Below are 26,201 nucleotides of genomic sequence, written 5' to 3' on the forward strand. Positions count from 1 at the left end.
CCCCGCCCCCCGGCGCCGGCCCACCAGCCGCTCGGGCAGCGGCGCCACGACCCCCCGTCGTAGAATCAGCGCATTGTGTCTGAGTCCCTGAACCCCACGCCGCCCGCCGTCCCGGACGCCCCCGTCGCCGACTACGCCGCCGACGCCGCGCCGGAGGCGAACTCGTACGTGCCCCCCAAGTGGCGCACCGAGCCCCGCTTCCCCGACGGCCCCGCCCCGGACCCGGCCGGCTCGCACCACGAGCGGCGGATCCGGAGCTTCCAGCCCCGGCGCAGCCGGGTCACCACCGGCCAGGGCGAGGCCCTCAAGCGGCTCTGGGGCACCTGGGGCCTGGACATCGACGGCCACTCGGTCATCGACCTCAAGGCGCTCTTCGACGGCCTCCCGGTCGTCCTGGAGATCGGCTTCGGCATGGGCGAGGCCACCGCGCAGATGGCCGCCGCCGACCCGGCGACCGGCATCCTCGCCGCCGACGTGCACACCCCCGGCCAGGGCAACCTCCTCGCCCTCGCCGAGCGGGGCGGCCTCGACAACGTGCGCGTCGCCAACGGCGACGCGATCATCCTGCTCCGCGAGATGCTCCCGCCCGACTCGCTCGCCGGGATCCGCGTGTACTTCCCGGACCCGTGGCCCAAGGCCCGCCACCACAAGCGCCGGCTGATCCAGCCCGAGTTCCTCACCCTGGCGGCCACGCGCATGGCACCCGGAGCCGTACTGCACTGCGCGACCGACTGGGAGCCGTACGCCGAGCAGATGCTCGAAGTCCTCACGGCCCACCCCGACTTCGAGAACACCCGGCCCGACGGCGGCTACTCCCCGCGCCCCGACTTCCGGCCCCTCACCCGCTTCGAGGGCCAGGGCCTCGACAAGGGACACGTCGTACACGACTTGCTCTTCCGTCGCACGGAGAACTGACAACGTCACCGCGCGTGTCAGGGCGGATCGCTAGGGTCATGATGTGTTCCGAGCACTCCGCCCCGTGCTCGCACGTCCGTCCGCCACGGTCCGCACGTGCGTGCTCCTCGTCCTGCTCGCCGCCACCGGCATCGCCATCCTCGAACTCGTGCGGGAGCAGACCGGCACCCCGGGCTTCTTCGTCGGCCTCGGTCTGGCCCTGCTGCCGGTGGCCCCGCTCATGGCGGCCTTCCGGTGGCTGGGCCGGGCCGCGCCCGCGCCCTGGCCCCAGTTGCTGTTCTGCTTCGGCTGGGGTGCCTGCACCGCGGCGCTGATCGCCATACTGGCCAACAACTTCGCCACCGAGTGGATAGCCGCGGCCACCGCAGACCCCTCGGGGGCGGACCACCTCGGCTCGATCGCCATCGCCCCGGTGGTGGAGGAGAGCGCCAAGGCGGCCGCGCTGCTGCTGGTGTTCGTGTTCCGCAGACGGCATTTCACCGGGCCCGCCGACGGTTTCGTGGTGGCGGGCTTCACCGCCACCGGCTTCGCCTTCACCGAGAACATCCTCTACCTCGGCAACGCCTTCGTTCAGGACCTGGCCGACGGCACGGGCGTACTGGACTCGGTGACCGCGGCGACCTTCTTCGTACGGATCGTGCTGTCGCCGTTCGCGCACCCGCTGTTCACGGTGCTCACCGGGCTCGGTGTCGGGGCGGCGGCCGTCAGCGCGGGCCGCTCGCGCCGGGTCGGCCTGCCCCTGCTCGGCCTGGCGCTGGCCATGGGAATGCACGCCCTGTGGAACGGCTCCTCGCAGTTCGGGGACGACGGCTTCTACGTGATGTACGTCTGCGTGATGGTCCCGATGTTCGGGCTGCTGGTGTGGCTGGCCGTGCGGATAAGGCACCGCCGGCTGCGGGCCGTCGCCGGGGAGCTGGCGCTGTACGCGGCCGCGGGCTGGCTGGCCCCCGCCGAGGTGCCCGCCCTGGCCTCGATGCCGGCCCGGTCGCTGGCCCGTGCCCTGGCGCGGCGCAGCGGGGGCCGGGCCGCCGGACGCGCGGTCGCCCGCTACGAGGCGGACGCCGCCGCCCTGGCGCTGCTGCGGAACCGGGCGCGCCGCGGGGGAGCGCTGCGAGAGGCGGATTTCGCGGGTCGGGAACGGGAGTTGCTGCACAGGCTGTGGCAGCGCCGCGCGACGGCGGGACCCGCCCTGGCCCGTGCGGCGGTGATGGAGGAGCTGCTTCCGCCCTGGTTCGATCCGCTGGCGCCGGCGGCCGCGGCGGAGGTTCCCCAGCCGCGACGGGAAGAGCGGTGGGGAGGCCGGCGGCAGGAGCGGCGGGAAGACCGATGGCAGGAGCGGCGCGGGCCTCGGCGCCCGGAGCCCTCCCTCAGACGTTCAGACCCTTGGACTCCAGCCACGCCAGCGGGTCCGTCGTCGATCCGCCCTTGCGCACTTCCAGGTGGAGATGGGGTCCGGTGACGTTCCCGGTGGCGCCGACCCGGCCGATGGTGTCGCCGGTGCCGACCGAGCCCGAGGTCACCGACATCGAGGAGAGGTGGCAGTACCAGATCTCCGTGCCGTCCTCGAGCTCCAGCACGATCCGGTAGCCATACGCCCCGGACCAGCCGGCCGAGGTGATCTTGCCGGCTCCCACGGCCTTGACCGGGGTGCCGGTCGGCGCCGCGAAGTCGAGGCCGGTGTGGTGGCCGGAGGACCACATGGAGCCGGAGACCCCGTAGTGCGAGGTGAGGGTGTAGGCGGAGGTGGGCAGGGACCAGCTTCCGGCCGCTGCGGCGGGACGCTCCTGCGCCGCCTTGGCCTCGGCGGCCTTCCTGGCGGACTCGGCTTCCTCCGCGGCCTTCGCCTCGGCCTGCGCCTTGGCCTCCTCGGCCGCCTGACGGGCCGCTTCCAGCTTGTCCTTCGCCTCCTGGGCGGCCGCCACCTGCGCGGCGCGCTCGGCCTCCGCGCGCGCCTTCGCCTCGGCGGCCTCGTGCTGCGATTCGGCCTGCTGGAGGATGCGGTTGCGCAGGAGCTCGCCGGCGTCCGCACCGCGGCCCGCCTGCTGGGCGATGATCCCGGTCGTCCCACCGCGCTCGGCCTCGGCCTCCTGGCCGGAACCTCCGTCGCCCTGACGGTCGTTGTCCCCGGTCACCAGGCCGGGAAGGGAGGGCAGGGATATCGCGACCTGCGGCCGGTCCTGCGCGGTGGCGATGCCACTGGCGCCGACGGCGGCGATGACACCGACGCCGAGGACGGTGGAGCTGCGGGCAAGTCCCCCGCGCTGCTTGGCCACACGGTGCTTGCCCCGGACCGGACGGACCGTGTCCTCGGTGGGGTTCCACTCGCCCCAGGCACCCGCGGTGGGCGGCTCCTGGATCTCGATGCCTTCAGGAGCAGGCGAGTTGGAGGCCACGGGGGCACACTCCTCATTGACACGCACGCGCACGGTGCCGTCTCTTGCGACGGCCGGGACGACCGCGCTGCGTTATCGAAAGGTAATAGAAGTGAGGGAGTGATTCCAAGCTGTTGCGCTTGATCGTTCCCACCAATTGGCCACAGCCTGGCTTGCTTTGGCCATTCCTTATCGCCCCATAACTGGATCAACTAGGGCAAAAATCAAACGACTCACCCATCTCCCCAGCCACAAGCTTGTCATGACTGACCCTCAATCAGCTTGCACACAGCGCCCGTTCGATCACACACCGTCACACGACGTCGTCCGCCCGTCGCACCACCGGCACGGCCCGCCGCCGCTCCACCCGGCTCCGCTCCTGCCACCGCCGCCCGGGCCTGCCCACCGCGAGCAGCGCCATGTCGTCCGTCGTCCCGCCGCCCGTGTGCCGCCGCACGTCGCTGCTCAGCGCGCCGAGCAGGGCCTGCGGCCCGGACACGATCCGGCCGCGCAGCCGGGCCGCCGGATCGTAGAAGTCCCCCGCCCGGTCGCGGGCCTCCGTCAGCCCGTCCGTGTAGAGCAGCAGGGTGGCCCCCGTCGGGAAGGCCCACTGCTGGGCCCGGCCCGGCCGGCCGCCCAGATCCGCCATGCCGAGCGGCAGGGCGGGCTCCGCCGGGGCGAGGACCGCGAGGTCCCCGTTCCCGTACAGCAGCAGCGGCTCGGGGTGGCCCCGGTTGAGCAGCCGCAGCACCTCCGACTCCGGCGGGATCTCCCCGAGCACGCACGTCGTGAACCCCTCCACCGCGTCCAGGCCCTCCCGCCGGGCGCCCTCCCGGGCCAGGGCGCGCTCCAGCCGCTGCGCCACCGCCTCCAGCGTCGGCTCGGTCTCCGCCGCCTCCCGGAACGCCCCGAGGACCACCGCGACGGCCTCGACCGCCCCCAGCCCCTTGCCCCGTACGTCCCCCACCGCCAGGCGCACCCCGTACGGGGTCTCCTGCACGGCGTACAGGTCCCCGCCGATGAAGGCGTCGGCCTGCGCGGCCTCGTACCAGGCGCACACCTCCAGCCCTCCGATGCGCCCGGCGGGCCTCGGCAGCACCGCCCGCTGCGCGGCCTCCGCGATCCCGCGGGCGGAGGCGAGCCGTTCGCCGCTGCGCCGCACCACACGGTTGATCAGGAGCGCCAGCCCGGCCACGGTCACCATCGTGGCCAGCTCGGTCAGCCCCTGGGCCGTCCAGCCGGTGCCGTGGTGGAGGTGCAGCAGGAACACCGCGAGGACGGCCACCGCTCCGGTCACGGCCGTGGCCCACAGGGTGTACAGCGGGGCGGCGATCAGCGGGGCCGCGGAGAAGGACGGGGATCCCGTGAAACTGGGCGGCGTCAGCAGGTCGAAGGCCAGACCGGCGGCGATCAGCACGCCCGGCAGCACCCGGAGCACGCGCCGGGCCGTACCGCTCCCGCGGCCGGCCGCCCGCCGCCCGCCGCTGCCCTTCCGGCCCAGCCCCACCACACGCTCTCCTGCCGCCCGGTCCCGTCCCACGGGTGCGGGCCCGCCGCCGCGCCCCTCAAGGCTGGCCGCAGGTACGGGCGTACGGCGACCCGGCGGCGGCCGTGCGGGTGACGGGGCGCGGGAAGGTGGGACATCACGAGGGGCCGGGAACACGGCGGGGACACGACGAAGGCCCGGCTCCCAAGGGAACCGGGCCTTCGTCTTCAGTAGCGGGGACAGGATTTGAACCTGCGACCTCTGGGTTATGAGCCCAGCGAGCTACCGAGCTGCTCCACCCCGCGTCGGTGAACACAACTCTACGGCATCTTGGAGCGGCCCTCCGCCAATTAACCGTCGGTCCGCCCCAGGATGGACATCGCCGCAGGTCAAAGGCCTAAATCCGGCCCGAAACCGGCATCGCGCGAACGAAGATCATCTCTGTTGCACGCCGGTGACACTGCAGGGATGGTTCCGCGATCGGATCCGGGCGAAGATTCATCTGTCGCCGAGGCCAGGGGGACAGACGAACCGGCCGGACGACACAGACCACACCAAACGGCTCGGCACTCTGCCGATGCCCTCGTGATTCCTGGGGGGAGTCCACCATGTCCGTTCGCACCGCAGCCGCCATCGCAGTCGTCGCCGGCGTTGTCACCACTCTGCTGCCGCTCTCGGCCACCGCCGCGTCCGCCGCACCCGCCACCGACGACCACGCCGTGCTGCGTACGGAGATGGGCGCTCCCGTCCCCAGCGGCCCGCTGACCCGCGGCGGCGCCACCGAGACCTTCGACCTCACGGTGAAGAACCCGACCGGCAAGGCCGTCGAGTACAAGCCGTGGATGCTCCTCGACGCCAAGGGCCCGAGCCTGCTCCAGAAGGACGACGTCGTCTTCAAGGTCGAGGCGGTGGACGCCCCGGCGACCAAGGCCTCGGTCGGCCAGCAGGACGGCGAGTGGCAGGGCCTGTTCTCCCCGTCCGCCGGTGAGCCCGGCCAGGGCTTCGACATTCCCGCGAACGGCAAGATGACCTGGAAGGTCACCCTCGGTCTCGGCGCGAACTACCCCACCAACAACGGCGACTTCAACTTCACCGCCAGCAGCTACAACAACTCCGTCGCGCCCGGCGGCGCGGACTCCCACCTCTTCAAGGTCGACCCGCAGATCAAGACGGGCGAGCTGAAGACCTGGTTCAAGCAGGTCAGTTCGGGCAAGGACGGCCAGGAGCAGCGCGCGTACCTGGACCTGAACTACCAGGCCACCGGCGACGGCACGTTCAACGTCCCGCTCGCCACCAGCCTGACCCTGTCCCACCCCGGCGAGGAGAAGGCCGACTTCCGCCTCCAGGCCCTGATCGACGGCCGCTGGCAGGACCTGAACGCCAAGGACAGCCGCTACGAGCTGCCGCGCATCGCCAAGGGCTTCGGCGCCGCCTCCGGCGTCCACACCCAGCCGCTGCGGCTCAGCCTGGGCAGGGACACCAAGCTGACGAAGCGCACCGTCATCACGATGGAGGCCGAGGTCCGCCAGGCCGAGGGCAACACCTGGCCGCTCCTGACCGCCCCGGTGCAGTTCCCGCTGGCCCCGATCGCCGAGCCGGACCCGACCGGGCCGACCACCAACCCGACCACCAACCCCACCACCAGCCCGTCCCCGACCCCCACCCCGTCCTCCACCTCCCCCGTGAAGCAGGCCGTCGCCACCACCACGGGCAACTCCAACGTGGCGACCACGGGCTCCTCCACGGGCTCCCTGGCCACCACCGGCGCCGGCTCGTCCACCGGCCTGTACGCGGGCCTCGCCGCGGCCCTGGTCGCGCTCGGCGCGGCCGCCGCCTGGCTCGGCCGTCGCCGCCGCACCAACGCCTGATCGCACCTCCCCACACCCCCGAAGCGCCCCGCCCGATCCCTCGGGCGGGGCGCTTCACGTTGCGCGCGGACGCGGTCAGGCGGCGGCCGGTTCGCGGTGGCGGGTCAGGACGCGCGTGGTGGAGCCGTCGTCCTCCCGCACGTCACGGACGTGCGTGAAGCCGATGCGGGTCAGCAGGGCCAGGGACGCCGTGTTGGGCGCGGCCACCGTGGCGTGCACCTCGGTCAGGCCCAGGCCGTCGAAGGCGTGACGGACGACGGCCTCCGCGACCTCGGTGCCCAGTCCGGATCCCCAGGTCTCGGGTGCCAGGGCGTAGATGATCTCGTGGCCGTCGACCTCGTCGGTCCGTTTGATCTCGGCGTGCCCGACCAGCCGCCCGTCCCGGCGTACGGCCCAGACGTCGAAGAGGTCCTCGGCGTAGACCTTCGTGAAGACCCGCCCGAACAGGGCGCGGTCCTCGGCCTCGGTGGCGGGACCGTCCCCCATCCACCGGGAGACCCGGGTGTCCTGGAAGAGGGCCACGAAGGCTTCCTCGTCCTCGGGGGTGTACGGGTCGAGCAGCAGGCGTTCGGTACGCAGAACCGGGGTCACGACGGTGACGCTACCGCCTGCCGCCCGCGCGGTTCCTCCGGTTTACGGCCCGCCCCCGGCGCCCGCCCCGGACACAGCACAGCGCCCCGTCCGCGAAGGGCGGACGGGGCGCTGGGAGCGGTAGGCCATGTCGGACTCGAACCGACAACCAACGGATTAAAAGTCCGCTGCTCTGCCAATTGAGCTAATGGCCCTCCGGGTGCTCACCCCAGAGCATAGCCGGACAGCGCCGGTCAGCCGATCGGGTATCGACCGACCGGCCTGTCGGCGTCAGTTCAGGGGCGCGCGGGCGGCCGGACACCGGCCGGGGGACGGGTCACGGAGACCGTGCCGGACGTGCTGAGTTCGCCTCCCCGGCCGTCGGCGGGGCGGGCGGTGAGCGTCCACTCGTACTCGCCGGAGAAGAGGTACGTGCCCGTCGGGGACTTGCCGTCCCACGCGGGGGCGATCAGGCCGCGCGCCTCGGTGCCGGTGCGCACGACCGTGGTGGTGCCGGACGTCTTGTTGCGCACCGTCAGCTTCCAGGAGGAGACGGGCTTGGACGGCCACCAGCGGGCCCGCCAGGTCTGTTCCTGCCTGAAGTCCGCGGTGGCGGCGACGTCCTGGTCGATCGCCGCGAGCGGGGAGGTCGCACCGGGGACGGCGGCCAGGTGGACGGTCTCGTCCGGGCCGGTGTAGGCCAGCCGGCCGCCGAAGCGGTCGACGGTCCAGTCGGCTGCGTACCTCGTCACCTGCTGGGCGATCTCGCGCTCCCGCACCGCCGTACCGGAGCGCAGGTCGTAGACCTCCAGGCCGACACCCCCCTGCCGCACGACGTACCCGTCGCCGAGCTTCACCCGGTCGTTCTCGGGGGCGAAGGGCAGCGGGATCCGCTTCTTGGAGGGCAGGTGGAAGGCGGCGGGGCCGTCGGCGGACGCGGGGCACAGCACGTACAGCCAGTCCCCGGCGGCCTGGATCTCGTCGGGGCGGCAGGTCGTGCCGAGGCCCTGGTACTGCGTGACCCTGCCGGTCCGCAGATCGGTGCCGCGCACCCCGTCCCATTCCGAACGGTCCCAGAGCACCGACCCCCAGAGCGCGGCGGCCGCGGAAGGCCTGATGTCCAGGACCTTTCCGGCGTCGATGTCCGCGACCACCATCCGGGGGTCGTTCTTCTCGGTCACGCTGAACAGCACGTACCGGCCCGAGGCGCTCTCCGGCAGGTACGGCTGCATGCCGTCGGTGCCGGGCAGGGGCACCTGGCGGACCGTGCCGCCGGGGCGGGTCTCGCGTACGTTCACCGCGATGCCCGCGCCGTGGGTCGAGAGCGAGACGATCCGTCCGTCACCCGTCGGGACGGTCCAGCCGGGGAGATCGGCGTAGGGCCGGCAGAGCCGGCCGTCCGCGTTCTCGTCGCAGCTCCAGTCGGGGGTCTGCTTCGCCGGGGACGTCCCGGACACCGGCACGGAGTAGCCCTGGAGGCTGCGGGTGGGGTCCTCCTGGCCGGCGACGAGCCGGCCCTGGGCGAGGCTGAGCGTCAGCCGGTTCGCCGGGTTCGGCGGCAGGGTCATCACCGTCGACAGCGCCGGGGCGCCGTCGGGGCCGGACGTGATCCGGTGCATGGCCCAGTGGCTGGGGTCGGTGCCTCCGGCCAGGTAGGCGGAGCCGTCCGTGCCCGTCTTCAGGCCCCGGTCCGAGGTGCGGGCGAGCAGGGTGCGCGGGGCACCTCCTGCGACCGGCAGGGCGGTGACCGCGTTGCTCGTGGCGTAGTGGTCCTGCACGACGAGCCAGTCGCCCACGGGGTGCGTACGTCCGTACGGGGTGGGGGTGTTGACGCTGCGCGTCACGGTGAGGTCGGCGCGGGAGCGCAGGGTCGCCGTGGCGGAGCCGTTCTTGCGCAGCGAGACCCAGTGGGAGCCGAGCGAGTAGTCGACGTAGCCGGGGTCCGTCGCGCCGTCCGGCAGGGCCAGGGGCGTCAGCGTGGCCTTGGCGTAGTCGAGCAGGGCGAGGGTGGTCCGGCCGGCGGCGGACCGGTAGGTAATCAGCGCGCCCTGCTCGTCGGAGGTCCGCACCCAGAGCGAGTCGACCGGGATGCGTTCCGGCGCCGAGACGGTGACGTCCTTGCGCGGTTCGTTCTCACGGCCGATCAGGTGCAGGGTGACGCGGTCCTCGGCGTCCAGCTCGTAGGCCAGTACCTGGGTCGGCGAGAAGGTGGTGGTCCACGTCCGGCCGGCCGGCACGGCGAGGGTCTCGGTGCGGCCCGTGGCCTGGTCGTGCAGGGTGAGCGGACCCGGGGCCGTGGGAGACGTACGGCGCTCGCAGCCGACGGTGTCGCCGAGTTGCAGCGACTGGTCGTACGCCCCCGTGGCGCAGTCCGCGAGCGGCACTTCGCGGCCGTCCTCGAAGCTCTTCCAGTACAGACCGCCGCTGGGCCGGTCGAGCACCGCGCCCTTGGGGCCCGCGCCGTAGACCGACCGGTACGACGGTTCCTGGTGCGGCAGCGGAGCGATCGTCAGTTCGTCGGCCGCCGCGGGTCCCGCGGCGGCCGGTACGGCGGTGAGGGCGCCGATTCCCGTGGCCAGTGCGAGCGCGGCTGCGCCCAGCACACGTGACCGTCTCATGCGTGTACTCCCCCCAAAAAAGACGCGCCGGGGGCGGCCGCGGTCGCGCGTCGCCGTGTCCCCCACCGCAAAGTTCGGATCGTAGCAACACGCGACAGGGCCCCCACGACGGGAGTCGTGGGGGCCCTGTCAGGGGTTCAGCTCAGCCGGTGTCAGCCGTTGCGCTTCCAGCGCGGCTTGTCGTCACGGCGGCCGCCGAAGCCACCGGAGGGGCGGTCGTCACGGCGGAAGCCGCCACGGTCACCACCGCGGTCACCACGGTCATCACGGTTGAAGCCACCGGACGGACGGTCGTCACGACGGAAACCACCCGACGGACGGTCATCGCGACGGAAGCCACCACGGTCACCACGGTCATCACGGTTGAAGCCACCGGACGGACGGTCATCACGACGGAAACCACCCGACGGACGGTCGTCACGACGGAAACCACCCGACGGACGGTCGTCGCGACGGAAGCCACCGGAGGGGCGGTCGTCACGGCGGAAGCCGCCACGGTCACCACCGCGGTCACCACGGTCGCCGCCGCGGAAGCCGCCACGGTCACCACCGCGGTCGCCACCGCGGTTGTCACGGCGCTCGAAGTTGCCGCGGTCGTCGCGCTGGGCGCGGTTCTCCTCGCGGCGCTCCTGGGCGGCGATCTCGGCGGCAGCGGCAGCGGCGGCAGCCGCGACCTCGGCCTCGGCGGCCTCGGCCACCTCGGCGACGGCGGCCTCCGGGTCCTCGCCCCGCTCACGCGCGGAGCGGGCGACCAGACGGTCGGCCTCCTCGCGCAGCTCGCCGGCACGGCGGGTCAGGCGCTCCAGCTGCTTGGTGAGCTCGGCGACCTCGCGCTCGGCCTGCTTGGCGGCGTTGTTCGCGGAGTCGGCCTGGACCTCGGTCAGCGAACGGGCACCGGTGATCTCGGCGACCTCCGGCTCGAAGGCGCCGGCGCCCTGGACGATGTGGCGCGAGGCGTCGACGCCCGCGTCCTCCATCAGGCGGAAGATCTGGCGGCGCTGGTGCGGCAGCGCGAGGGAGACGACGACACCGGACTTGCCGGCACGGGCGGTGCGGCCCGAGCGGTGCAGGTAGTCCTTGTGGTCACCGGCCGGGTCCACGTTCAGGACCAGGTCGATGCCGTCGACGTGGATGCCTCGGGCGGCGACGTCGGTGGCGACGAGCGCGTTGACGTAACCGTCCTTGAAGTCGGCGAGGACGCGGGTACGGGCGCCCTGCGTCATGCCGCCGTGCAGGGCGTCGGCCTTGACGCCGGCCTCGACGAGCTGCTCGGCGATGCGGTCGGCGCCCAGCTGGGTGCGGACGAAGATGATGGTGCGGCCCTTGCGGGCGGCGATGGCGGCCGTGACCGGCGCCTTGTCCTTCGGCTTCACGACGAGCACGTGGTGCGTCATGGTCGTGACGTTGCCCTGGGCGCTGTCGACCTCGTGCGTGACCGGGCTGGACAGGTAGCGCTTGACCAGGGTGCCGATCTCGTTCTCCATGGTGGCGGAGAAGAGCATGCGCTGGCCGCCCTCGGGGATCTGGTCGAGCAGCTCGGTGACCTCGGGCAGGAAGCCCAGGTCGGCCATCTGGTCGGCCTCGTCGAGGACCGCGACCCGGACGTTCTCCAGGGAGCAGGCACCGCGGTTGATGATGTCGCGCAGTCGGCCCGGGGTGGCGACGAGGATGTCGACACCGCGCTCCAGAGCGTAGATCTGGTTGCTCATGGAGGTACCGCCGCAGACGACCTTCATCTTCAGGCCGAGGACGTCGCCGTACGGCTGGAGGGCGTCCGCGACCTGCATCGCGAGCTCACGCGTCGGCGTGAGGATGATCGCGCGGGGCTTCTTCTTCTCGGTGTGGCCGCCGGCCAGCGTGGCCAGGGTCGGCAGACCGAAGGAGAGGGTCTTGCCGGAGCCGGTGCGGCCGCGGCCGAGGATGTCCTTGCCGGCCAGGGCGTCCGGGATGGTCGCGGCCTGGATCGGGAAGGGGGTGGTGACACCGTTCTGGGCGAGCTTGCGCACGATGCCCTCGGGCAGACCCAGGTCACCGAAGGTGATCGTGGGCTCGGCGTCGGCATCGGCGTCGAAGTCGTCGGTGGAGTCCTCGAAGGACTCGCCGCTCACGTCGGCCTCGAGAGCCTCGATGATTCCCTCGGCTTCCGCGGCCTCGATGGCCTCGGTGACGACGAGGGCCTCGGCGTCGATGATCTCGTTGGAGTCGTTCTCGGGCATGACGGAACGGTCAGAACTGGAAATGGACATGCGAAATGCGAAACCTTCCGGAGTCTCGGCACGCGCCCAAACTCCGTGAATCGCAAATCGACCGCCTCAATGCGGTCAGCCACGGCTAGGGAGAGTACGCGCCACGCGGCGCTCTTCGGATTCGGCGCCGGGCAATGGGATCAAACGATCTATAACCATACGCACCCTCCCCCGGGTCTGGCAAGTCGCTCCGGCAACAACACCTCTGACCTGCACAAACGCCGCGCAGCGGCCAACCGCGGCGGGCCTGCGGCGCGGCTCCCGCGCTAGGCCTGCGGCGCCGCCTGGGTACTGGGCTCCGGCTGCGGACTCGACGGAATCGGAGTGGGTTCCGTCACAGGGGGCGTCGGAAGCGGCGGCTCCGGGGTCGGGCTCGCCGACTGCTGACCGCCGCCCGGCCCGCCCGGGCCACCGGAGCCGCCCGCACCGCCGGAACCGCCCGTCGACGGTTCCTGGTGGCCTTGGCCGCCGGCGCCGCCGCCCGGTCCCGCCGTCGGTGCGGGCGCGCCCGGCGCCCCGCTCGGCGCGCCCGGGCTGGGGGACGCCCCGGTCGCGCCGGAGGCCTTGCCGTCGTCCTTGGACCTGCCGTCCTGGCTCCCCGTACCGTCCTTCGCGCCGTGCCCGTTGCCGTGGATCCCCGAGCCCCGCCCGGAGGCGGAACCGGCACCCGCCTCGGAGCCGGCGCGCCGGTCCGCGGCGGCGGAGGGTCCCGGCTTCGCCGCGTCCTCGCCGACACTCATGCAGCCGGCCGTCGCCGCGACCGCGAGTGCGGTGACGGCCAGTCGGAGGGAAGCGGACAACTGGCGCACGGGGCACCTCCGGAGCCTGGGGACGAAGGCCCGCAGGAGCGGGTCGATGTGCCCAACTCCCTTTGCACCGTAAGGGACACGCCCTCAGGCGAACAGTTGTCGCGCCACCTGCGAGCCGAGGTGCACCGCGCCCAGCCCCACCAGCACCGACATCGCGACGTTCGCCGCCGCCAGGAAGCCCCACCCGCGCTCGGCCAGCCGCAGCGTCTCGTAGGAGAAGGTCGAATACGTGCTCAGCGCCCCGCACAGCCCGGGCCCCAGCAGCACCACCACCCAGGAGGAGGCGGCCCCGGCCAGCGCCGCGCCGGTCAGCACCCCCAGCACCAGGCAGGCGCCCGCGTTCACGACGAAGGTCCCCCACGGGAAGACGGAGTCGTGCCGCTGCTGCACCGCACGGTCCGTCAGGTAGCGCAGCGGCGCACCGACGACCGCGCCCGCCACCACGAGCAGCCAGTTCACCGCACCACCCGGTCCGGCCCCCGGCCCCGTACGGCGAGCCGGGTCGCCGAGGCCGCCGCCCACACCGCGCCCAGCGCCGCCACCACCGTGAGCCCCGCGTAGGCCAGCGCGGACCGCGCCTCCCCCGCGTCGAGGAGCCGCGAGAAGTCCAGCGCGTAGGTGGAGAAGGTGGTGAAGCCGCCGAGCACGCCGACCCCGGCGAAGGGCCGCAGCAGCGGGTGCGGCGCCGTCCGTCCGCCCTCGCTGATCAGCACCATCAGTACGCCGATCAGCGCGCACCCGGAGGTGTTGATCCACAGGGTCGCCCACGGGAACGCCCCGGGCGCGGCCGGCCAGAGCAGGGAGATCCCGTACCGCGCCGAGGCCCCGGCCGCGCCGCCGGCGGCCACCGCCGCGAGCACCCGGCCCTGCGGCTCGGCCCGCTGCGCGGGCACGTGCAGGTCGACGTCCGGGTCGATCGCCTCGGAGCCCGCCGCGGGCCGGGAACCCTTCCGGGTCACCCGTACCCCAGCGCGTGCAGTCGCTCGTCGTCGATCCCGAAGTGGTGGGCGATCTCGTGCACCACGGTGACCTCCGTCTCCGCGACCACGCTCTCCCGGTCCTCGCACATCCGCAACGTGGGATTGCGGTAGATGGTGATCCGGTCCGGGAGCACCCCGGCGTACCACTCGCCGCGGTCCGTCAGCGGGGTCCCCTCGTACAGCCCGAGCAGCTCGGGGTCGTCCGCGGGCGGTTCGTCCTCGACGAACACCGCCACGTTGTCCATCAGCCGCGTCAGCTCCGGCGGGATGCGGTCCAGGGCCTCTGCGACGAGCTCCTCGAACTCCTCGCGCGTCATCTCCAGCACCCGGCCATTGTCGCTCCGGGGGAAACCGTTTTGGCGATAGCTCCCCGGATCCCATATGCTTCTCACGTCCCCGACGCGCTGAAGAAGTGCCCGGTGGGTCTTTAGCCCTCATCGTCTAGTGGCCCAGGACGCCGCCCTTTCAAGGCGGTAGCACGGGTTCGAATCCCGTTGGGGGTACGCATTACCGTGTGCAAGACTTGCTCTCGCACACTGCAAGGTCCTGTGGAGCAGTTGGTTAGCTCGCCACCCTGTCAAGGTGGAGGTCGCGGGTTCAAGTCCCGTCAGGATCGCTGAAACCGGAAACGGTTTCGTGGCTGGGTAGCTCAGTTGGTACGAGCGATCGCCTGAAAAGCGATAGGTCGCCGGTTCGACCCCGGCCCCAGCCACCATCGGAAGGCCCCGTCCATCGGACGGGGCCTTCCTTCGTTACTCGGCCTCTTCCGCGGGGCCGGTGCGACGGCGCCACTGCACGACGCCGAAGACCACCGCCCCCACGGCGACCAGTGCGAGCAGCGCCCCGTCCGGGACCGCCTCGGCCAGCGACCGGACCCGCTGCTCCACCGCGAACGAGTCGTCCACGTCCAGCAGCCCCGGCAGCGCGCTCGCCCCGTCGTAGACGAGGAACAGCACGCCCAGGGTGATGAAGAACAGCCCGGACAGCAGTGAGGTGGTGTGCAGCTCGAAGCGGCCCACGGAGAGGGCCCGGCCGCGGAGCCAGCGCCGCCGGCCCAGCTCGAACCGCTCCCACAGCAGGGCCATCACGAACAGCGGCACGGCCATCCCCAGCGCGTAGACCGCGAGCAGCAGCCCGCCGTAGACCGGGCTGCCGCTGACCGCCGCGACCGTCAGGACGCTGCCCAGGATCGGGCCGGCGCAGAAGCCGGCCAGCCCGTAGACCGCGCCGAGCGCGTACACGGACAGGGCGGTGGTCGGCCGGATCTTCCCCGACAGCTCCGAGATCCGCTGCGAGGCGAAGCCCAGGCCCAGGACCTGCGCCACTCCGAGCGCGATGATCAGCCAGCCGCCGGCCATGACCAGCTGGTCACGGTTGCTGTGGAAGAACCGCCCGGCGTACGAGCCGGCCGCGCCCAGCGGGACGAGGGTGCTCGCGAGGCCCGCGTAGAAGATGCCGGTGCGGGCCAGCAGGCGCGAGGTGGAGTCGATCGAGTACGCGAAGAAGGCCGGCAGGAGCAGGGCGCTGCAGGGACTGAGCAGCGCGAGGAGACCGCCCAGCAGGGCGGCCAGATATCCGATGTCGGTCACTGCTTCGCCGCCGCCTCGGCCTGCGCGATGGCGGCGGTGAAGGCGCCGAGCGGCTGGGCGCCGGCGATCGGCCTGCCGTTGACCAGGAAGGACGGGGTGGAGGTGACGCCGATGCGGTAGCCCTCCTCCTGGTCCTTCTTCAGGGCGGCCGCCGCCTGCTCGCCGGCCATGTCGGCCTTGAAGCGGTCCAGGTCGGGCACACCGGCCTCGCGGGCCAGCTCCAGCAGCCGCGGCTCGGCGAAGCCCTTCTCCTTGGAGCCGTCGGCGTACGCGGCCGAGTGGAAGGCGGCGAACCGGTCCTGCTGGCCGGCGGCCCAGGCGGCCCGGGCGGCGGCCTCCGATTCGGCGCCGAAGATGGGGAAGTTGCGCCACTCGATGCGCAGGGTGCCGTTGTCGACGTACTTCTTCACCAGCTCGGGCTCGGTGTCCCGGGCGAACTTGCCGCAGTACCCGCACTTGAAGTCGGAGTACTCGATGAGCACGACGGGGGCGTCGGCGCGGCCGAGGGCGAGCTTGTCGCCGGCCTCGCGGCGGGCCAGCGCCCGGAGCGCGGCGGAGGTGTCCTCGCGGGGCGCGGCGGCCGCGGGCGCGGAGCCGGCGGAGCCCTGCCCGGCGGGGGCGGTGGCCTGCCAGGAGACGATGCCGAGGGTGACGGCGGCGAGGGCGACGCCCGCGGAGATCAGCAGCGGCTTCGCGGCGGACGTGGTCTTGGGACTCTTCTTGGACGAGGACATACGGGTGCTCCAGCGATGCGGTGGTGAGGTGGACCGGGGGAAACCGGTCCTCCTAGACCCGCATCACGGACAGCTCCACCGGGCCGGGCGCCGGCCGGTCGGGGCCCCGTACGCGTACCCGCGCGGGCGGGTCGGCGTACGGACGGGCCGCCACGGGCACCGGGCGGCCCGGCGGGACCTGGGCGTGGTCGCCGGCCCGGGCCGGGACGGCGGGCGTACCGCCCCGGTCGGGGGAGGCGGGGGCGCAGGAGGGCCCGCCGCCCTGGACCGCCGGATCGGCGCGGGGCCGGTCGGGCCGCGGTGCCGCCCGGGAGGCGTCGGACGCCGCCGCCGGGGCCGCGGCCCGGACCGCGGGCTGCCCGGAACCGTGCAGAAGCGTTCCGGCAGCGGCGGGGGCCGTCCCGCCCAGCAGCACCGCCAGGACCGCGAGCACGGCACGGCCGAAGAGGCGGGGGCGGTACAAGGTGGGCTGCCTCTCACTCGTGCGGCCGAGGGACTCGTCCCGAAATGGTACGGGTCCACCCGACAAATGCGTTCGCCACCCGGAGGGCCCAGGTGAGATCCTCGATCAGGTATGTCTACTTCCTTCGCCGCCCTGCAGACGCTTCTCGGTGAGATCTCCCTCCGTGACGCGCACCGCCTCGGCCGCCGCCTCGAAGGCGCCCGCCGTATCCGCAAGCCCGAGGCCAAGCAGGCCGTGCTCGACGAGATCGCCGCGGAGGCCGCGAAGGCCGCCGAGCGACTGGCCGGCCGCGCCTCGCGGATGCCGGAGGTCACGTATCCCGAGAACCTGCCCGTCAGCCAGAAGAAGGACGAGATCGCCGAGGCGATACGCGACCACCAGGTCGTGATCGTCGCTGGCGAGACCGGCTCCGGCAAGACCACGCAGATCCCCAAGATCTGCATGGAGCTGGGCCGCGGCGTCCGGGGCATGATCGGGCACACCCAGCCCCGCCGGATCGCCGCCCGCACGGTCGCGGAGCGCATCGCCGAGGAGCTGAAGTCCGAGATCGGGCAGACCGTCGGCTGGAAGGTCCGGTTCACCGATCAGGTGGACCAGGACGCCACCTTCGTGAAGCTGATGACGGACGGCATCCTGCTCGCCGAGATCCAGACGGACCGCGAGCTGCGCGCCTACGACACGATCATCATCGACGAGGCGCACGAGCGGTCGCTGAACATCGACTTCCTGCTCGGCTACCTGGCGACGCTGCTTCCCAAGCGGCCCGACCTCAAGGTCGTCATCACCTCGGCGACCATCGACCCGGAGCGTTTCTCCCGCCACTTCGGCGACGCCCCGATCGTCGAGGTCAGCGGGCGGACGTACCCGGTGGAGGTCCGCTACCGGCCGCTCCTCGAAGAGGATTCCGAGGAGTCCGACCGCGACCAGATCACCGCGATCTGCGACGCCGTGGACGAGCTCCAGGGCGAGGGCGCCGGCGACATCCTGGTCTTCCTCTCCGGTGAGCGCGAGATCCGCGACACCGCGGACGCGCTGATCAAGAAGAAGCTCCGCTTCACCGAGGTGCTGCCGCTCTACGCCCGCCTCTCGCACGCCGAGCAGCACCGGGTCTTCCAGCAGCACACCGGCCGCCGGATCGTGCTCGCGACCAACGTCGCCGAGACCTCCCTGACCGTGCCGGGCATCAAGTACGTGATCGACCCGGGCACCGCCCGGATCTCCCGCTACAGCCACCGCACCAAGGTGCAGCGCCTGCCGATCGAGCGGATCTCGCAGGCCAGCGCCAACCAGCGCAAGGGCCGCTGCGGCCGTACCAGCGACGGCATCTGCATCCGGCTGTACTCCGAGGACGACTTCAACGCCCGCCCCGAGTTCACCGACGCCGAGATCCTGCGCACGAACCTGGCCTCCGTCATCCTCCAGATGACCGCCGCCGGCCTCGGCGAGATCGAGAAGTTCCCCTTCATCGACCCGCCGGACCACCGCAACATCCGCGACGGCGTGCAGCTCCTGCAGGAGCTCGGGGCGCTGGAGACGGGCGAGAAGTCCTCCCCGGAGGGGAAGAGGGGGCAGCGGCTGACGCAGATGGGCCGGCAGCTGTCCCAGCTGCCCGTCGACCCGCGGCTGGCCCGCATGGTCATCGAGGCCGACAAGAACAACTGCGTCCGCGAGGTCATGGTCATCGCTGCGGCCCTGTCCATCCAGGACCCGCGCGAGCGGCCCTCGGACAAGCAGACCCAGGCCGACCAGAACCACGCCCGGTTCAAGGACGAGACCAGCGACTTCCTGTCCTTCCTCAACATGTGGCGCTACGTCCGCGAGCAGCAGAAGGAGCGGGGCTCCTCCTCCTTCCGCCGGATGTGCAAGCAGGAGTACCTGAACTTCCTGCGGATCCGCGAGTGGCAGGACATCTACTCCCAGCTGCGCACGGTCGCCAAGGGCATGGGCATCCACGTCAACGAGGCGGACGCCCCCGAGCAGGTCGTCCACGTCTCGCTGCTGGCCGGACTGCTCTCGCACATCGGGCTCAAGGACACCGACAAGAACGAGTACCTCGGCGCCCGCAGCGCCAAGTTCGCGATCTTCCCGGGCTCCTCGCTGTTCAAGAAGCAGCCGAAGTTCGTGATGTCGGCCGAGCTGGTGGAGACCTCGCGGCTGTGGGCCAGGGTGAACGCCAAGGTGGAGCCCGAGTGGGTGGAGCCGCTGGCGCAGCACCTGGTCAAGCGCACCTACAGCGAGCCGCACTGGGAGAAGGACCAGGCGGCCGTGATGGCGTACGAGAAGGTCACGCTGTACGGCGTGCCGATCGTCGCCCAGCGGAAGATCAACTACGGCCGGATCGACCCCGAGGTCTCGCGCGAGCTGTTCATCCGCAACGCGCTCGTCGAGGGCGACTGGCGGACCCACCACAAGTTCTACGCCGACAACCGCAAGCTCCTCACCGAGGTGGAGGAGCTGGAGAACCGGGCCCGGCGCCGCGACATCGTGGTGGACGACGAGACCCTCTTCGACTTCTACGACCAGCGGATCCCCGAGCACGTGGTGTCCGGCGCGCACTTCGACTCCTGGTGGAAGCACAAGAAGCGCGACGAGCCCGAACTGCTCGACTTCGAGCGGGAGATGCTGCTCACGGAGAAGGCGGCCGGGGTCACCAAGGCCGACTATCCGGACTCCTGGCGGCAGGGGCAGCTGAAGTTCCGGGTGACCTACCAGTTCGAGCCGGGCGCGGACGCGGACGGCGTGACCGTCCACGTCCCGCTGCAGGTGCTGAACCAGGTCACCGACGAGGGCTTCGACTGGCAGATCCCCGGCCTGCGCGAGGAGGTCGTCACCGAGCTGATCCGCTCGCTGCCCAAGCCCATCCGCCGGCACTACGTGCCCGCGCCGAACTACGCGGGCCGCTTCCTGGACACTGCCGTGCCGCTGCAGGAGCCGCTGCCGGTCACCCTCGCGCGCGAGCTCCAGCGGATGGTCGGGGTGCCGGTCACGGCCGAGGACTTCGACCTGACCCGGATCCCCGACCACCTGAAGATCACCTTCCGGATCGTCGACGAGCGGCGCCGCAAGATCGCCGAGGACAAGGACCTGGAGGCCCTGCGGCTCAGGCTGAAGCCGAAGGCCCGCCAGGCCCTCTCCAAGGCCGCGGCCGCCACCGCCGAGCGGGCGGGCGGGGAGTCGGTGGAGCGCACCGGGCTGACCGACTGGACGATCGGCACCCTGACCAAGGTCTTCGAGACCCGGAGGGCCGGCCAGCCGGTCAAGGCGTACCCGGCGCTCGTGGACGAGGGCGCGAGCGTCTCCGTACGCCTCTTCGACACCGAGGCGGAGCAGCAGCGGGCGATGTGGCTCGGCACCCGTCGGCTCATCCTGCTGAACATCCCGGTGAACCCGGCGAAGTTCGCCTCGGACCACCTCACCAACCAGCAGAAGCTGGCCCTGTCCAGGAACCCGCACGGCTCCATCCAGGCGCTGTTCGACGACTGCGCGACCGCGGCGGCCGACAAGCTCATCGCCGACCACGGCGGCCCGGCGTGGGACGAGGCGGGCTTCCGGAAGCTCTACGAGGCCGTCCGCGCCGACCTGGTGGACACGACCGTCCGCGCCGTGCACCAGGTGCAGCAGGTGCTGGCCGCCTGGCAGGCCTGTGAGCGGCGCCTGAAGGCCACCTCCAGCCTCGCCCTGGTCGCGAACATCCAGGACGTCAGGACGCAGCTGGCGGCCCTGGTGCCGGCCGGCTTCGTGACGCTCACCGGGCTGCGCAGGCTGCCTGACCTGATGCGCTACCTGGTGGCGGCTGACCGGCGGCTCCAGCAGATGCCCACGGGCGTCCAGCGCGACACGACGCGCATGGAGAAGGTCCACGAGATGCAGGACGAGTACGCCTGGCTGCTGGAGCAGCTGCCGAAGGGACGGCCCGTCCCCACCACCGTGACCGACATCCGCTGGATGATCGAGGAGCTGCGCGTCAGCTACTTCGCGCACGCGCTCGGTACGGCGTATCCGATCTCCGACAAGCGGATCGTCAAGGCCGTGGACGCGGCGGCCCCCTGATCGGTTCGACCGCACCCCCTGAGCTGCTGTACAGTCTGATTCGCAGCCGCCGCAGAGCGGCCGCGAATCAAGGTCCTGTGGAGCAGTTGGTTAGCTCGCCACCCTGTCAAGGTGGAGGTCGCGGGTTCAAGTCCCGTCAGGATCGCAACAACGTCAGGGCCCGTATCCCCCAGGGGACACGGGCCCTGACGCGTTGGCGGGCGCGACCGCCCGGGCCGGGTTGGGACCCCGAGTGCCCGACTGCCGACCGCCCGCCGCCCGAACTCCGCCCCGGCTCCGCGCAAAGCTCCGCCCGCGCGCCTGCGGGCGCCCTCGTGCGGCCCCCTTTCCCCCGCTCCCGGCGACCGGCTGTCGCGTGGGACCCCGACGGCGGCCCGGAGCAGCCCTCCCGCCGCGCTCCGGTCCCGCTCCCGGCCCCGCTCCCGCCGACAATCCCCCGTTCGCATGATGCCCACCGCGAGCCACTTCCCCTTTACGGGGTGCATTGCCGGATGTACAAGAGTGATCATCTGTGACGGGTGTCACCGCATGAGTTTTTCGGACTCACACTTTTATCGCATCCATACGCGCGCTCGATTTAATATGTGCAATGGTACCTACCCCGTCAGGTATCCCGGCCGGCCTTCGGCACGCCCCTGACCTGGGCATAAAAAAGATCGCGCTGGACCCGGCGGAGTCCAGCGCGATCGAACGACCCGAGAACCTGTTGGGGCAGGTCGGGTCGTATGAAGCAATGTGGGTTTTCATCGGATTGGGGGACCCGACAGCGACCCGTTAAAGCGGGGTGTTTACGCGACCTCAGGCCTCGCTGCGCTGCTGCGGAATTCCCGCCAGCAGTGCGCGGACCTCGGCCTCGCGGTACCGGCGGTGTCCACCCAGGGTGCGGATGGACGTGAGCTTGCCAGCCTTGGCCCAGCGGGTGACCGTCTTCGGGTCCACGCGGAACATCGTGGCAACCTCAGCCGGGGTCAGCAGCGGCTCGGCATCAGGGGTGCGAGCGGTCATGAGCGGCCTCCTCGGGAGAACCGAACCATCTCGGTTCTTTCCTCTAAATTCTGCACCTTGGCCCGCGTTGCCCGAAATGGACATACGCGGGCCGAGTCGGTTATAGGACGAACGGCTTGTCCTCGGCACTACAACTACACCATCCGTCCAGCCTCGACGGCCAAACCGACGGAATTGCCCTCCGAGGTGTTCATCAGCGGCGGAAGCCCGATGGACCGTCCCATAACGGACAGTCACCCCACTGTGACGATCAGTCACAGAGCGATCAGGAGTCGTCAGACCCCCCGTAGAGTGCAATGCCGAGCATTCCGCCCTTAGTTGGGCGGAAGGAACCCTCCCCGGACTCCTTGTCCTATTTTGGCACGAGGGTAGGGGAAGGGCGCAAGGGTGTGGTTAGTGCGGTCCGTCACGCTTGGGCCAATGGCCCGTATCGGGACGTAGGTCCTGGTACTACGTCCCAAATGCCACGATCAGCGCTCTGATCAGCCAGTTTTGACCGAACGACCGATACGCGACGGTACGTACGGACTCCCAAAAGGTGAAACCAGCCACACCGGCTACTTTCGGCCTAATTCGCGAAAAGCCGCTCCCGGACCGCCCTCCACCGCTCCGCCAGCCCCGTGTACGTGCCCGCCGCGCCCTCGGCGTCCCCCGCCCGCAGGGCCGCGATACCCGCCGCGAGGTCCCCCGCCGAGTGGTCGGCCGCCAGCCGGTCCGCGGGCAGGGCGTGCACCAGCCCGCCGTAGTCCAGCTCGACCATCGACCGCGGGTGGAACTCCTCCAGCCAGCTCCCCACCTCGACCAGGCCCTCGGCGAGCATCCCGTACCCCTCCGCGTCGCGCAGCGTCCTCAGCGCCCGGGCGAGGCGCCGGCGCGCCTGCACCATCGGCGTCCGGTAGCGCAGCAGTTCCCCCGGCACGTACTCCCGCTCCTCGTCCGCCACCAGCACGAACCAGCGCAGCGGGATCTGCCACACCCCCGTACGGATCCACGGGCGCGCGTCCGGGTTCCGCTCGCGCCAGCGCTCGTACTCCTCGGTGGCCCGCCGGCGGGCCACGGGCGGGAGCGCCGCGTCCAGCACCGGGCGTGGGAACTGGTCGACCAGCTCCTCCAGCGCCAGCCAGCCGCGCAGCCGGGTGCGCCACGGGCAGACCAGCAGCACCCCGTCCACCTGCGCGGTGAACGCGTCGGCGCTCTCGTGCACCGGCACCCCCACCAGCGGGACCCGCACCAAGTCCGCCAGCGACCGGCGCAGTTCGTCCTGGGCGGTCGGGGCCGTCCCGCGCCGGGCGTACTGCGCCCAGTGCGTGCGCTCCGGCTCCGCGAAAGCGGCCAGGGGTTCGTAGACGCGCAGGTAGGAGGCGTACGGGACGGCCGGCGCCGAGCGCGCGGAGGGCAGCAGGGGATCGGAGGATTCGGTCACCCTCTCGTACTCCCCCCTTCAGGGGCCCGGTTCACCTCCGGACCGCCCGGCGCCGGGCCCGGGGCCGCTCCCGTACTCCAGGAGTGTTTCGATCCCCGGACAGGTCACCCCCATCCGGCCTAGAGGTCTTACGCTGCTCCCAGCGCGCCCTCCCCCACCCGCAGGGGGGCGTCTTCCCGCCGCATCTCTTCCATGGGAGTCACCACCGTGACCGAAATGACCGACGGCGTCCTGCACACCCTGTTCCGCACGGAGCAGGGCGGCCACGAGCAAGTCGTGCTGTGCCAGGACCGAGCCACCGGCCTGAAAGCCGTCATCGCGATCCACTCCACCGCCCTGGGCCCTGCCCTCGGTGGTACGCGTTTCCACGCCTACGCCTCGGACGAGGAGGCCGTGCGCGACGCGCTCAACCTCTCGCGCGGCATGTCCTACAAGAACGCCATGGCCGGTCTCGGCCTCGGCGGCGGCAAGGCCGTGATCATCGGTGACCCCGACGTCATCAAGACCGAGGAACTCCTGGAGGCCTACGGCCGGTTCGTCGAGTCTCTCGGCGGCCGCTACGTGACCGCCTGCGACGTCGGCACCTTCGTCGCCGACATGGACGTCGTCGCCCGTGAGACCCGCTGGGCCACCGGCCGCTCCCCCGAGAACGGCGGCGCCGGCGACTCCTCGGTGCTCACCGCCTACGGCGTCTTCCAGGGCATGCGCGCCAGCGCGCAGCACCTGTGGGGCGACCCGACCCTGCGCGGCCGCAAGGTCGGCGTCGCGGGCGTCGGCAAGGTCGGCCACTACCTCGTGGAGCACCTGCTGGAGGACGGCGCCGAGGTCGTCATCACCGACGTCCGCCAGGAGTCGGTGCAGCGCATCCTCGACAAGCACCCGGGCAAGGTCACCGCGGTCGCCGACACGGACGCCCTGATCCGCGTCGAGGGCCTGGACATCTACGCCCCGTGTGCGCTCGGCGGCGCCCTGAACGACGAGACGGTCCCGGCCCTCACCGCCACCATCGTGTGCGGCGCGGCCAACAACCAGCTCGCCCACCCGGGCATCGAGAAGGACCTCGCGGACCGCGGCATCCTCTACGCGCCGGACTACGTGGTCAACGCGGGCGGGGTCATCCAGGTCGCCGACGAGCTGCACGGCTTCGACTTCGACCGGTGCAAGGTGCAGGCCACGAAGATCTTCGACACCACACTGGAGATCTTCGCGCGTGCGAAGGCGGACGGCATCCCGCCGGCTGCCGCGGCCGACCGGATCGCCGAACAGCGCATGGCCGACGGCCGCCGGACCCTCCCGGTGACGGCCTCCTAAGGGCCCCTCGCGAGGCCCGCCGGGGTGCGGCGAGACGGAACTCACTGCACTTCGGCGGGTCGCCCGCCAGGAAAGGGTTAAAATCGCAGCTGACCAGCGAGGACGGGGCGCCTTGTTGGTTCTGCACCGGGGCGCGTCATGCGGGCGGCGTACCGTATGGCCGCGGAAGCAGGTACCGTTAAACCCCTACGGACGGTCTCTCCGCGGAGAGTCCGCTCCGAACCATGAACGCGTGTCAGACTCTGGGGCCGTCGAGCCCCGTCACCGAGGGGGTCGAGCCATGGGGCGCGGCCGGGCCAAGGCCAAGCAGACAAAGGTCGCCCGCCAGCTGAAGTACAACAGCGGCGGGACTGACCTCTCGCGTCTGGCCAATGAGCTGGGCGCATCGCCGACAGAGCCGCTGCAGATCAGCGAGCCGGTCGAAGTCGATGACGAGCTGGATGACGACGACGACCCGTACGCCAGGTACGCGGATCTCTACAACAGCGATGACGACGACGAGGACGACGAGTCCGGTCCGTCGACACAGCGTCGCGGCGCTTGACGCCCTGAGGCGTCTGCACGACACGGCAAAGACTGAAACCCGGTCCAGGGCATAGCCCCGGGCCGGGTTTCAGTGCTGCTCAGCTCGCGTAGGAACCGGTGAGGGTCGCGCCCTCGGTGCGGTCGCCGCGGTCCAGGATCTCGCCCGCGACCCAGGCGTCGACGCCCCGGTCGGCCAGCGCGGTCAGTGCCACGTCCACGGACTCGGCGGGCACGACGGCCATCATGCCGACGCCCATGTTCAGGGTCTTCTCCAGCTCCAGCTGCTCCACCTGTCCGGCCTTGCCGACCAGGTCGAAGATCGCGCCGGGGGTCCAGGTCGAACGGTCGACCGTGGCGTGCAGGTGGTCCGGGATGACCCGGGCCAGGTTCGCCGCGAGGCCGCCGCCGGTGATGTGCGAGTAGGCGTGCACCTCGGCCGTTCGGGTGAGGGCCATGCAGTCCAGCGAATAGATCTTGGTGGGTTCGAGCAGCTCCTCGCCGAGGGTCCGGCCGAGCTCCTCCACGTGGCCGTCGAGCGACATGCCGGCACGGTCGAAGAGGACGTGACGGACCAGCGAGTACCCGTTCGAGTGAAGGCCGGACGAAGCCATCGCGATGACGGCGTCACCCGTACGGATGCGATCCGCGCCGAGCAGGCGGTCGTACTCGACGACGCCCGTTCCGGCACCCGCCACGTCGAAGTCGTCCGGGCCCAGCAGGCCGGGGTGCTCGGCGGTCTCGCCGCCCACCAGGGCGCAGCCGGCGAGGACACAGCCCTCGGCGATGCCCTTGACGATGGCGGCGACACGCTCGGGGTGCACCTTGCCGACGCAGATGTAGTCGGTCATGAAGAGCGGCTCGGCGCCGCAGACGACGATGTCGTCCATGACCATCGCGACCAGGTCGTGGCCGATGGTGTCGTACACGCCCAGCTGGCGGGCGATGTCCACCTTGGTGCCGACCCCGTCGGTGGCGGAGGCGAGCAGGGGGCGCTCGTAGCGCTTGAGGGCGGAGGCGTCGAAGAGGCCGGCGAAGCCGCCGAGGCCGCCGAGGACCTCGGGGCGCTGCGTCTTCTTCACCCACTCCTTCATCAGCTCGACGGCGCGGTCGCCCGCTTCGATGTCCACGCCTGCGGCTGCGTAGCTGGCACCGGTGGTCTTCTCTGTCATGACAGGAGAGAGCTTTCGTGTCGTTACTGCGTGTGGTGCCGGGCCCTGGGAGAAGCCTCAAAGACAGG

Annotated in this window: 21 protein-coding genes and 6 tRNA genes; 10 read left to right on the forward strand and 17 right to left on the reverse strand. The window is 71.6% G+C overall.

The features are described 5' to 3' along the window. The first annotated feature begins 72 nt into the window (after nucleotides 1-72). Nucleotides 73-915, forward strand: coding sequence for a tRNA (guanosine(46)-N7)-methyltransferase TrmB (gene trmB, locus IG86_RS0100005; protein ID WP_385872912.1), 843 nt, complete (start codon nucleotides 73-75; stop codon nucleotides 913-915). A gap of 43 nt (nucleotides 916-958) precedes the next feature. Then, nucleotides 959-2,374, forward strand: coding sequence for a PrsW family intramembrane metalloprotease (locus IG86_RS0100010; RefSeq protein ID WP_030893791.1), 1,416 nt, complete (start codon nucleotides 959-961; stop codon nucleotides 2,372-2,374). Here the strand turns inward: IG86_RS0100010 and IG86_RS0100015 are convergent. From IG86_RS0100015 to IG86_RS0100025, 3 genes are all read right to left on the reverse strand, one after another. Then, nucleotides 2,283-3,308, reverse strand: a complete 1,026-nt coding sequence (locus IG86_RS0100015) for a M23 family metallopeptidase (protein WP_030816790.1) — start codon at nucleotides 3,306-3,308, stop codon at nucleotides 2,283-2,285. The genes IG86_RS0100010 and IG86_RS0100015 overlap by 92 nt on opposite strands. A 292-nt stretch (nucleotides 3,309-3,600) precedes the next feature. Further along, the gene (locus IG86_RS0100020) at nucleotides 3,601-4,797 is read right to left on the reverse strand and encodes a PP2C family protein-serine/threonine phosphatase (protein ID WP_417801453.1); all 1,197 of its coding nucleotides are present in this window, start codon (nucleotides 4,795-4,797) and stop codon (nucleotides 3,601-3,603) included. A 207-nt stretch (nucleotides 4,798-5,004) separates the two neighbouring features. After that, nucleotides 5,005-5,078, reverse strand: a tRNA-Met gene (locus tag IG86_RS0100025). A gap of 303 nt (nucleotides 5,079-5,381) precedes the next feature. On the opposite strand from IG86_RS0100025, the gene IG86_RS42800 reads away from it, so the two are divergent. Continuing rightward, nucleotides 5,382-6,641 carry a hypothetical protein gene (locus IG86_RS42800; RefSeq protein ID WP_030893796.1) on the forward strand — a complete coding sequence of 420 codons (1,260 nt, stop codon included), beginning with the start codon at nucleotides 5,382-5,384 and terminating at the stop codon, nucleotides 6,639-6,641. A 75-nt stretch (nucleotides 6,642-6,716) separates the two neighbouring features. On the opposite strand, the gene IG86_RS0100035 is transcribed toward IG86_RS42800, so the two are convergent. The 8 genes from IG86_RS0100035 to IG86_RS0100070 form a co-directional block, all read right to left on the reverse strand. Continuing rightward, entirely contained in the window at nucleotides 6,717-7,232 is a 516-nt protein-coding gene (locus IG86_RS0100035) for a GNAT family N-acetyltransferase (protein WP_030816797.1), read from the reverse strand. A gap of 121 nt (nucleotides 7,233-7,353) precedes the next feature. Next, nucleotides 7,354-7,426, reverse strand: a tRNA-Lys gene (locus IG86_RS0100040). A gap of 81 nt (nucleotides 7,427-7,507) precedes the next feature. Further along, a complete protein-coding gene (locus IG86_RS0100045; RefSeq protein ID WP_157854741.1) occupies nucleotides 7,508-9,829 on the reverse strand; it encodes a hypothetical protein in 2,322 nt (773 codons plus the stop codon). 152 nt (nucleotides 9,830-9,981) lie between these two features. Continuing rightward, nucleotides 9,982-12,045, reverse strand: coding sequence for a DEAD/DEAH box helicase (locus tag IG86_RS0100050; RefSeq protein WP_030893800.1), 2,064 nt, complete (start codon nucleotides 12,043-12,045; stop codon nucleotides 9,982-9,984). A gap of 296 nt (nucleotides 12,046-12,341) precedes the next feature. Next, nucleotides 12,342-12,875, reverse strand: coding sequence for a hypothetical protein (locus IG86_RS0100055; RefSeq protein ID WP_045937195.1), 534 nt, complete (start codon nucleotides 12,873-12,875; stop codon nucleotides 12,342-12,344). A 93-nt stretch (nucleotides 12,876-12,968) separates the two neighbouring features. Continuing rightward, nucleotides 12,969-13,343, reverse strand: a complete 375-nt coding sequence (locus IG86_RS0100060; RefSeq protein ID WP_030664667.1) for a fluoride efflux transporter FluC — start codon at nucleotides 13,341-13,343, stop codon at nucleotides 12,969-12,971. Beyond that, nucleotides 13,340-13,843 (reverse strand): FluC/FEX family fluoride channel, encoded by a 504-nt coding sequence (locus IG86_RS0100065; protein ID WP_037847011.1) that lies wholly within the window; start codon nucleotides 13,841-13,843, stop codon nucleotides 13,340-13,342. The genes IG86_RS0100060 and IG86_RS0100065 overlap by 4 nt, the downstream gene beginning before the upstream one ends. Next, nucleotides 13,840-14,190, reverse strand: coding sequence for a metallopeptidase family protein (locus IG86_RS0100070; protein ID WP_030012899.1), 351 nt, complete (start codon nucleotides 14,188-14,190; stop codon nucleotides 13,840-13,842). Before IG86_RS0100070 ends, IG86_RS0100065 begins: the two co-directional genes overlap by 4 nt. Nucleotides 14,191-14,294: 104 nt before the next feature. On the opposite strand from IG86_RS0100070, the gene IG86_RS0100075 reads away from it, so the two are divergent. From IG86_RS0100075 to IG86_RS0100085, 3 genes are all read left to right on the forward strand, one after another. Then, nucleotides 14,295-14,367, forward strand: a tRNA-Glu gene (locus IG86_RS0100075). Between the two features lie 39 nt (nucleotides 14,368-14,406). Continuing rightward, nucleotides 14,407-14,480, forward strand: a tRNA-Asp gene (locus tag IG86_RS0100080). 22 nt (nucleotides 14,481-14,502) lie between these two features. Continuing rightward, nucleotides 14,503-14,579, forward strand: a tRNA-Phe gene (locus IG86_RS0100085). 37 nt (nucleotides 14,580-14,616) lie between these two features. Here IG86_RS0100085 and IG86_RS0100090 read toward each other — a convergent pair. From IG86_RS0100090 to IG86_RS0100100, 3 genes are read right to left on the reverse strand one after another with little or no spacing between them, the layout of a single operon-like run. Continuing rightward, nucleotides 14,617-15,453, reverse strand: a complete 837-nt coding sequence (locus tag IG86_RS0100090; protein WP_030893803.1) for a cytochrome c biogenesis CcdA family protein — start codon at nucleotides 15,451-15,453, stop codon at nucleotides 14,617-14,619. Further along, nucleotides 15,450-16,187 (reverse strand): DsbA family protein, encoded by a 738-nt coding sequence (locus IG86_RS0100095; RefSeq protein ID WP_030816809.1) that lies wholly within the window; start codon nucleotides 16,185-16,187, stop codon nucleotides 15,450-15,452. The genes IG86_RS0100090 and IG86_RS0100095 overlap by 4 nt, the downstream gene beginning before the upstream one ends. Before the next feature lie 52 nt (nucleotides 16,188-16,239). Further along, nucleotides 16,240-16,650 carry a hypothetical protein gene (locus tag IG86_RS0100100; protein WP_030816811.1) on the reverse strand — a complete coding sequence of 137 codons (411 nt, stop codon included), beginning with the start codon at nucleotides 16,648-16,650 and terminating at the stop codon, nucleotides 16,240-16,242. 111 nt (nucleotides 16,651-16,761) lie between these two features. Between IG86_RS0100100 and hrpA the strand changes: the two genes are divergently transcribed. Together hrpA and IG86_RS0100110 are read left to right on the forward strand one after the other, a co-directional pair. Further along, nucleotides 16,762-20,700 carry an ATP-dependent RNA helicase HrpA gene (hrpA, locus tag IG86_RS0100105; protein ID WP_030893806.1) on the forward strand — a complete coding sequence of 1,313 codons (3,939 nt, stop codon included), beginning with the start codon at nucleotides 16,762-16,764 and terminating at the stop codon, nucleotides 20,698-20,700. Between the two features lie 71 nt (nucleotides 20,701-20,771). Continuing rightward, nucleotides 20,772-20,845, forward strand: a tRNA-Asp gene (locus tag IG86_RS0100110). A gap of 653 nt (nucleotides 20,846-21,498) precedes the next feature. On the opposite strand, the gene bldC is transcribed toward IG86_RS0100110, so the two are convergent. Both bldC and IG86_RS0100120 read right to left on the reverse strand, forming a co-directional pair. Further along, entirely contained in the window at nucleotides 21,499-21,705 is a 207-nt protein-coding gene (bldC, locus tag IG86_RS0100115; RefSeq protein WP_003949541.1) for a developmental transcriptional regulator BldC, read from the reverse strand. A gap of 568 nt (nucleotides 21,706-22,273) precedes the next feature. Then, entirely contained in the window at nucleotides 22,274-23,128 is an 855-nt protein-coding gene (locus IG86_RS0100120; protein ID WP_244305754.1) for a DUF8083 family protein, read from the reverse strand. Nucleotides 23,129-23,320: 192 nt separating this feature from the next. On the opposite strand from IG86_RS0100120, the gene IG86_RS0100125 reads away from it, so the two are divergent. Further along, nucleotides 23,321-24,439 (forward strand): Leu/Phe/Val dehydrogenase, encoded by a 1,119-nt coding sequence (locus IG86_RS0100125; protein ID WP_030664648.1) that lies wholly within the window; start codon nucleotides 23,321-23,323, stop codon nucleotides 24,437-24,439. A 280-nt stretch (nucleotides 24,440-24,719) separates the two neighbouring features. Further along, the gene (locus IG86_RS0100130) at nucleotides 24,720-24,983 is read left to right on the forward strand and encodes a DUF3073 domain-containing protein (RefSeq protein ID WP_030026161.1); all 264 of its coding nucleotides are present in this window, start codon (nucleotides 24,720-24,722) and stop codon (nucleotides 24,981-24,983) included. A gap of 79 nt (nucleotides 24,984-25,062) precedes the next feature. On the opposite strand, the gene purM is transcribed toward IG86_RS0100130, so the two are convergent. Beyond that, the gene (purM, locus tag IG86_RS0100135; protein ID WP_030816820.1) at nucleotides 25,063-26,133 is read right to left on the reverse strand and encodes a phosphoribosylformylglycinamidine cyclo-ligase; all 1,071 of its coding nucleotides are present in this window, start codon (nucleotides 26,131-26,133) and stop codon (nucleotides 25,063-25,065) included. Nucleotides 26,134-26,201 lie beyond the last annotated feature (68 nt).

This window comes from Streptomyces virginiae, assembly GCF_000720455.1.
In the GTDB taxonomy this organism is placed as follows: Bacteria; Actinomycetota; Actinomycetes; order Streptomycetales; family Streptomycetaceae; genus Streptomyces; species Streptomyces virginiae.